Source organism: Mesorhizobium sp. P3_A9, from assembly GCF_056402975.1.
The window spans coordinates 1-6,654 of sequence record NZ_JBFUGJ010000323.1 but is presented as its reverse complement, the minus strand read 5'-3'; the positions used below and the strand labels follow the sequence as shown (position 1 = coordinate 6,654).

The following is a 6,654-nucleotide window of genomic DNA, read 5'->3' as shown; positions in this document are numbered from 1 at the left end:
CTGGCCGGCGGCCGTGGCAGCCGCCTCAAGGAACTGACGGACCGTCGCGCCAAGCCGGCGGTCTATTTCGGCGGCAAGACGCGCATCATCGATTTCGCGCTCTCCAACGCGCTCAACTCGGGTATCCGCCGCCTCGGCGTCGCCACCCAGTACAAGGCGCATTCGCTGATCCGCCATCTGCAGCGCGGCTGGAACTTCCTGCGGCCGGAACGAAACGAAAGCTTCGACATCCTGCCGGCCAGCCAGCGCGTCTCTGAAACGCAGTGGTATGAAGGCACGGCCGATGCCGTCTATCAGAACATCGACATCATCGAGGCCTATGGCCCGGAATACATGGTCATCCTGGCCGGCGACCACATCTACAAGATGGATTACGAGCTGATGCTTCGCCAGCACGTCGACGCCAATGCCGACGTCACCGTCGGCTGCCTCGAAGTGCCGCGCATGGAAGCGACCGGCTTCGGCGTCATGCATGTCGACGGCAAGGACAACATCATCGCCTTCGTCGAAAAGCCTGCTGATCCGCCCGGCATTCCGGGCAATCCGGAACTCGCTTTGGCCTCGATGGGCATCTATGTCTTCAAAACCAAGTTCCTGATGGAACAGCTGCGCCGCGACGCCGCCGAGCCTGGCTCGAGCCGCGACTTCGGCAAGGACATCATCCCCTATATCGTCCAGCACGGTAAGGCGATTGCCCACCGCTTCACCAAGTCATGCGTGCGCTCGACGATGGAAAACGAGGCCTACTGGCGCGACGTCGGCACKGTCGAYGCCTATTGGGAAGCCAATATCGACYTGACGGATATCACCCCGGAACTCGATCTCTACGACCGCGACTGGCCGATCTGGACCTATGCCGAATTGAAGCCGCCGGCAAAGTTCGTGCATGACGAGGATGGCCGCCGTGGCTCGGCCGTTTCTTCACTCGTGTCGGGCGACTGCATCGTATCCGGTGCTTCGCTGAAGAAAAGCCTGATCTTCACCGGCGCGCGCATCAATTCCTATTCGACGCTGGAAGAGGTCGTCATGCTGCCCGACGTTCATGTCGGCCGGAACGCAAAGTTGAAGCGCGTGGTCATCGACCATGGTGTTAGGATACCGGAAGGGCTGGTCGTTGGCGAAGATCCGGTTCTCGACGCCAAGCGTTTTCGTGTTTCCGAAAAGGGCATCTGCCTGGTCACGCAGGATATGATCGACAAGTTGAAGCTGTAGAGCATTCCAGGAAAGTGTGAGACGGTTTCCGTCCGGAATTGCTTGGAACCAAGAGTTAGACAGGATCGGACCATAAACGCATGCAGGTTCTGTCGGTCACGCCCGAGATTTTCCCGCTGATCAAGACCGGCGGGCTTGCCGACGTGACCGGCGCGCTGCCCATCGCGCTCGCAGCCARGGGCGTGACAATGCGCACGCTCATTCCGGGCTTTCCGACCGTGATGGCGGCCTTCAAGAAAAGGAAGGCTGTCTACCAATATCCGCTGCTGCAGGGCGGCAAGGCTTCGGTCCATGCCGTCCAGATTGCCGGGCTCGAGCTGTTCGTTCTCGACGCGCCGCATCTGTTCGACCGCCCCGGCGGCCCCTACGGCAATGCTGCGGGCGCGGATTGGCCGGACAATTGGCGGCGCTTCGCGGCACTGAGCCAGGTYGGCGGCGATATCGCCGGCGGCGCCATCTCCGGYTACCAGCCYGATMTCGTCCACGCCCATGACTGGCAGTCGGCGATGACGCTGGCCTATATGCGCTACGGCAAGGCGGTCGGCGTCCCGTCGATGATSACSGTCCACAATCTYGCCTTCCAGGGCCAGTTCGGCGCCGGCATCTTTGGCGARCTYGGYCTGCCGGCGGTKGCGATGGCGCTCGACGGCGTCGAATATTAYGGCGGCGTCGGCTTCCTSAARGCCGGCCTGCAGGCKGCCTGGGCGATCACCACGGTGAGCCCGACCTATGCGCAGGAAATCTGCTCGCCGGAATTCGGCATGGGTCTCGACGGCCTCATCAACATGCGCTCCAGTGATCTCTACGGCATCGTCAACGGCATCGACACCGCCATTTGGGATCCGGAGACGGACAAGCATCTGGTGTCGAACTATACAGCCGCCACGCTCAAGGCACGGGCGCCCAACAGGGCGGCGGTGGAGGACCGCTTCGGCCTCGACCGCGACGACAGCCCGATCGTCTGCGTCATCAGCCGGCTGACCTGGCAAAAGGGCATGGACATATTGGCGACGGTGGTTGACGGCATCGTGGCGACCGGTGCGCGGCTGGCCATACTGGGCTCGGGCGATGCAGGACTGGAAGGCGCGCTGCTTGCTGCCGCCGCACGCCACCGCGGCCGCATCGGCGTGGTCGTTGGCTATGACGAGGGGCTATCGCACACCATGCAGGGCGGCTGCGACGCCATCATCGTCCCTTCGCGCTTCGAACCCTGTGGGCTGACCCAGCTTTACGGTCTGCGCTATGGCTGCGTGCCGATCGTTGCCCGCACCGGCGGCCTGGCGGACACGGTCATCGATGCCAATGAAGCCGCCGTCTCCGCCGGCGTCGCCACCGGCTTTCAGTTCGCGCCCAACAATGGCCTTGCCATGCTGCACGCCATCCGCCGCCTCGTCGACGCACATGCCAATCCGGTGATCTGGGAATCGCTGCAGCGCCAGGGCATGAAGGCCGATGTGTCATGGGACAAGAGCGCGGAAAAATATGTCGAACTCTATCGCCTGCTGCTTTCGAAAAGGGTTGCCTGAAGCATGATCCGGACCGTCCCCACCAAACCCTACTCAGACCAGAAGCCCGGCACGTCGGGCCTGCGCAAGAAGGTGCCCGTGTTCCAGCAGGAGCACTATGCCGAGAACTTCATCCAGTCGATCTTCGATGCGCTCGACGGCTTCAAGGGCAAGACGCTGGTGATCGGCGGCGACGGCCGCTTCTACAACCGCGAGGTCATCCAGAAGGCGATCGCCATGGCCGCCGCCAACGGCTTCGGCAAGGTCATGGTCGGGCAGGGCGGCATATTGTCGACGCCGGCCGCCTCGCATGTCATCCGCAAATACAAGACCTTCGGCGGCATCATCCTGTCGGCCAGCCACAATCCCGGCGGCCCGCATGAGGATTTCGGCATCAAGTACAATGCCGGCAATGGCGGCCCGGCGCCGGAGAAGCTGACTGATGCGATCTTCGCCAAGACCAAGGCGATTTCGAGCTTCAAGACTGCCGATATCGCCCAGATCGACATCGACACGATCGGCACCGTCGAGGCCGGCGGCATGACGGTCGAGATCATCGACCCGGTCGCCGACTATGCCGATCTCATGGAAACCCTGTTCGACTTCGACGCCATCCGTGCCAATTTCAAATACGGTTTTCGCATGCGCTTCGACGCGATGCATGCGGTCACCGGTCCCTATGCCAAGGAGATCCTCGAGCGCCGGCTTGGCGCGGAGAACGGCACCTGCCGCAACTACAAGCCACTGCCGGATTTCGGCGGCCATCACCCCGACCCGAACCTGGTCCACGCCAAGCATCTCTATGATGAGATGATGGGACCGGACGCGCCGGATTTTGGTGCGGCTTCGGACGGCGACGGCGACCGCAATTTGATCATCGGCAAGGGCATCTTCGTCACCCCGTCGGATTCGGTTGCGATGCTGGCCGCCAATGCCCAGCTGGCGCCGGGCTACAAGGACGGCCTCAAAGGCATCGCCCGTTCGATGCCGACCAGTGGCGCGGCTGACCGCGTCGCCGAAAAACTCGGCATCGGCATCTATGAGACGCCGACCGGCTGGAAGTTCTTCGGCAATCTGCTCGATGCCGGCATGGCGACGATCTGCGGCGAGGAAAGCGCCGGCACCGGCTCCAACCATGTCCGCGAAAAGGACGGCCTTTGGGCCGTGCTGTTGTGGCTCAACATCCTTGCCGTGCGCGGCGAAAGCTGCAAGCAGGTCGTCACTGAGCATTGGGCCGCCTATGGGCGCAACTACTATTCSCGCCAYGACTATGAAGAGGTCGAGAGCGACCGTGCCAACGCGCTGGTCGATGAACTGCGTGCCAARCTCGGTTCGCTGCCAGGCACCAGCGTACGCGGCCTGAAGATCGCCACTGCCGACGATTTTGCCTATCACGACCCGGTCGACGGCTCAACCAGCGAGCATCAGGGCATCAGAGTGCTGTTCGAAGGCGGCTCGCGCGTCGTCTTCCGGCTTTCCGGCACCGGCACATCGGGCGCCACTCTGCGCGTCTATATCGAGCGCTACGAGCCGGACAAGGCGAGGCACGATCTCGACACGCAGGTTGCACTCGCCGATCTCATCGCCGCCGCCGACGACATTGCCGGTATCAAGAGCCACACCGGCCGCAATAAGCCGAGCGTGATTACTTGAGGGTGGTGCCGCGCGCCTTTCCTTCTCCCCTTGTGGGAGAAGGTGGCCTCGCGAAGCGAGGTCGGATGAGGGGTGCTCTAGCTTGGCGCGCTCTTCGATCCAGATTGCCAACGCCTCGTTCCGTCACGCACCCCTCATCCGTCTCGGCGCTGCGCGCCGATCCACCTTCTCCCACAAGGGGAGAAGGGAAGGCGCATCCGTGACCCAACTCGGCGCCACCGTCACCCCCGAAGGCATTCGCTTCGCCACATGGTCCGCGTCGGCCCGTCGCCTCTGGGTGTCGATCTTCGACGGGCAGGGCAACCGTGAACTCGACCGGCTGGAGATGAAGCCGGAAGGCAACGGCATCCATGCGCTCTTCGTTTCCGGCCTTGCCGCCGGCACTCGCTACGGCTTTCGCGCCGATGGYGAYTATGCGCCAGAGCGTGGGCTGTGGTTCGACCCCGACAAGCTGCTSRCCGATCCCTACGCSRTCGARATCGACMGGCCCTATGCCTATCACTGGCGGCTTGCCGCGCGGCGCAACGAGGGCGCCGACACCGCGCCGCTGATGCCGAAGACCGTGGCCAAGGCCTTGCCCATTGCGGCGCCTGTGTTGCCGCCGCTGTTTCGCCCGGGCGGACTGATTTATGAGCTGAATATCCGCGCGTTCACCAAGCTGCATCCGGACATTCCGGAAGCGCAGCGCGGTACGATCGCGGCACTTGCTCATCCTGTCATCATCGAACATCTCAAAAAGCTCGGCGTGTCAGCCGTCGAACTGATGCCGGTGACGGCATCGATCGACGAGCGGCATCTGCCGCCACTGGGCTTGAGCAATGCCTGGGGCTACAACCCCGTCACCTTCATGGCGCTCGACCCGCGCCTGGCCCCCGGCGGCCTGGCGGAATTGCGCGACACCGTCGCGGTTTTGCGTCAGGCCGGCATCGGCACCATCCTCGATCTCGTCTTCAACCACACAGGCGAGAGCGACCGGCTGGGGCCGACGCTGTCGCTGCGCGGCCTCGACAATCAGGCCTACTACCGGCATCTGCCGGATGGCAGGCTGGTCAATGACACCGGCACCGGCAACACGGTCGCCTGCGATCACCCGGTGGTGCGGGACATGGTGCTCGACACGCTTCGCCACTTTGTCCGCCATGCCGGCGTCGACGGTTTTCGCTTCGATCTGGCGCCGGTGCTGGGGCGGGTCGACGGAACATTCGATACCCAGGCGCCGTTGTTGAAGGCGATGCACGAGGATACGCTGCTGGCAAATCGCGTGTTGATCGCCGAGCCCTGGGACATCGGGCCGGATGGCTACCAGCTTGGCAATTTTCAGCCGCCCTTCCTCGAGTGGAACGATAGATACCGCGACGATGCCAGGCGTTTCTGGCGCGGCGATGCCGGCGCGCTTGGAGCGCTGGCGACACGGCTTGCCGGTTCGTCCGACGTGTTTGCCAAAGCAGGGCAACAGACCAGCCGCACGGTCAATTTCATCGCCGCCCATGACGGCATGACGCTGGCCGACATCGCCCGCTACGAGCGCAAGCACAACGCCGCCAATGGCGAGCAGAACCGCGATGGCCACAATGAGAACCTGTCGTGGAACAGCGGCGTCGAGGGCGATGCGGACGACGCGGCGATCATCCTCGCCCGCTTCGACGACCAGTGCGCGCTGCTTGCGACGCTGTTTGCCTCGCGCGGCACCATCATGCTGACCGCGGGCGACGAATTCGGCCGCAGCCAGAAAGGCAACAACAACGCCTACGCGCAGGACAACGCCATCACCTGGCTCGACTGGGCCGGTCGCGATCAGGTGCTGGAGGGCTACGCGTCGGCGCTCGGCATGCTTCGCCGCGCCATCCCCGCTTTGTCGGACACACCTTTCCTGACGGGACAATCAGCCGATGCGACAGGCATCCCCGACGTCGCCTGGCTGACCGAGACCGGCATGCCGCTTGCCGAGACGGATTGGAACGACCCCGCCCGGCATCGCCTCGTCATGCTGCTCAGCGATGCAGGCGGCGGCCGCCTTGCCGTCATCGTCAATGGCGACCGCCGCCAATGTGTCTTCACCTTGCCCGTACGGGATGGGTTCCGATGGCAGCCGGCGATCGAAACGCAGCCGGTCGACCTTGCACGGCCGCTGCCGGGTCGCAGCGTCAATTTCATGATCGAACGTCGGGCCGCAAAGGGCCGCGCCGGGAAGGGGTCGTAATGGCCAACAACGATGCCAGCCCTTGGGCCGATCCGGTGGCCGGGCAGGGAGCCGAATGGTGGCGCGGCTGCGTCATCTATCAGG

General features: G+C 63.8%; 4 protein-coding genes. All 4 read left to right on the top strand.

The features are described 5' to 3' along the window. Positions 1-1,212: glucose-1-phosphate adenylyltransferase (glgC, locus tag AC1DX0_RS28545; RefSeq protein WP_477357747.1), on the top strand; the 1,212-nt coding region annotated here is incomplete at its 5' end. 80 nt (positions 1,213-1,292) lie between these two features. Next, positions 1,293-2,738, top strand: coding sequence for a glycogen synthase GlgA (glgA, locus tag AC1DX0_RS28540; protein WP_477357744.1), 1,446 nt, complete (start codon positions 1,293-1,295; stop codon positions 2,736-2,738). A gap of 3 nt (positions 2,739-2,741) precedes the next feature. Continuing rightward, on the top strand, positions 2,742-4,370 hold the full coding sequence (locus tag AC1DX0_RS28535; protein ID WP_477219567.1) for an alpha-D-glucose phosphate-specific phosphoglucomutase: 1,629 nt from the start codon (positions 2,742-2,744) through the stop codon (positions 4,368-4,370). A gap of 199 nt (positions 4,371-4,569) precedes the next feature. Continuing rightward, on the top strand, positions 4,570-6,570 hold the full coding sequence (glgX, locus tag AC1DX0_RS28530) for a glycogen debranching protein GlgX (RefSeq protein ID WP_477357741.1): 2,001 nt from the start codon (positions 4,570-4,572) through the stop codon (positions 6,568-6,570). The last annotated feature ends 84 nt before the right edge of the window (positions 6,571-6,654 follow it).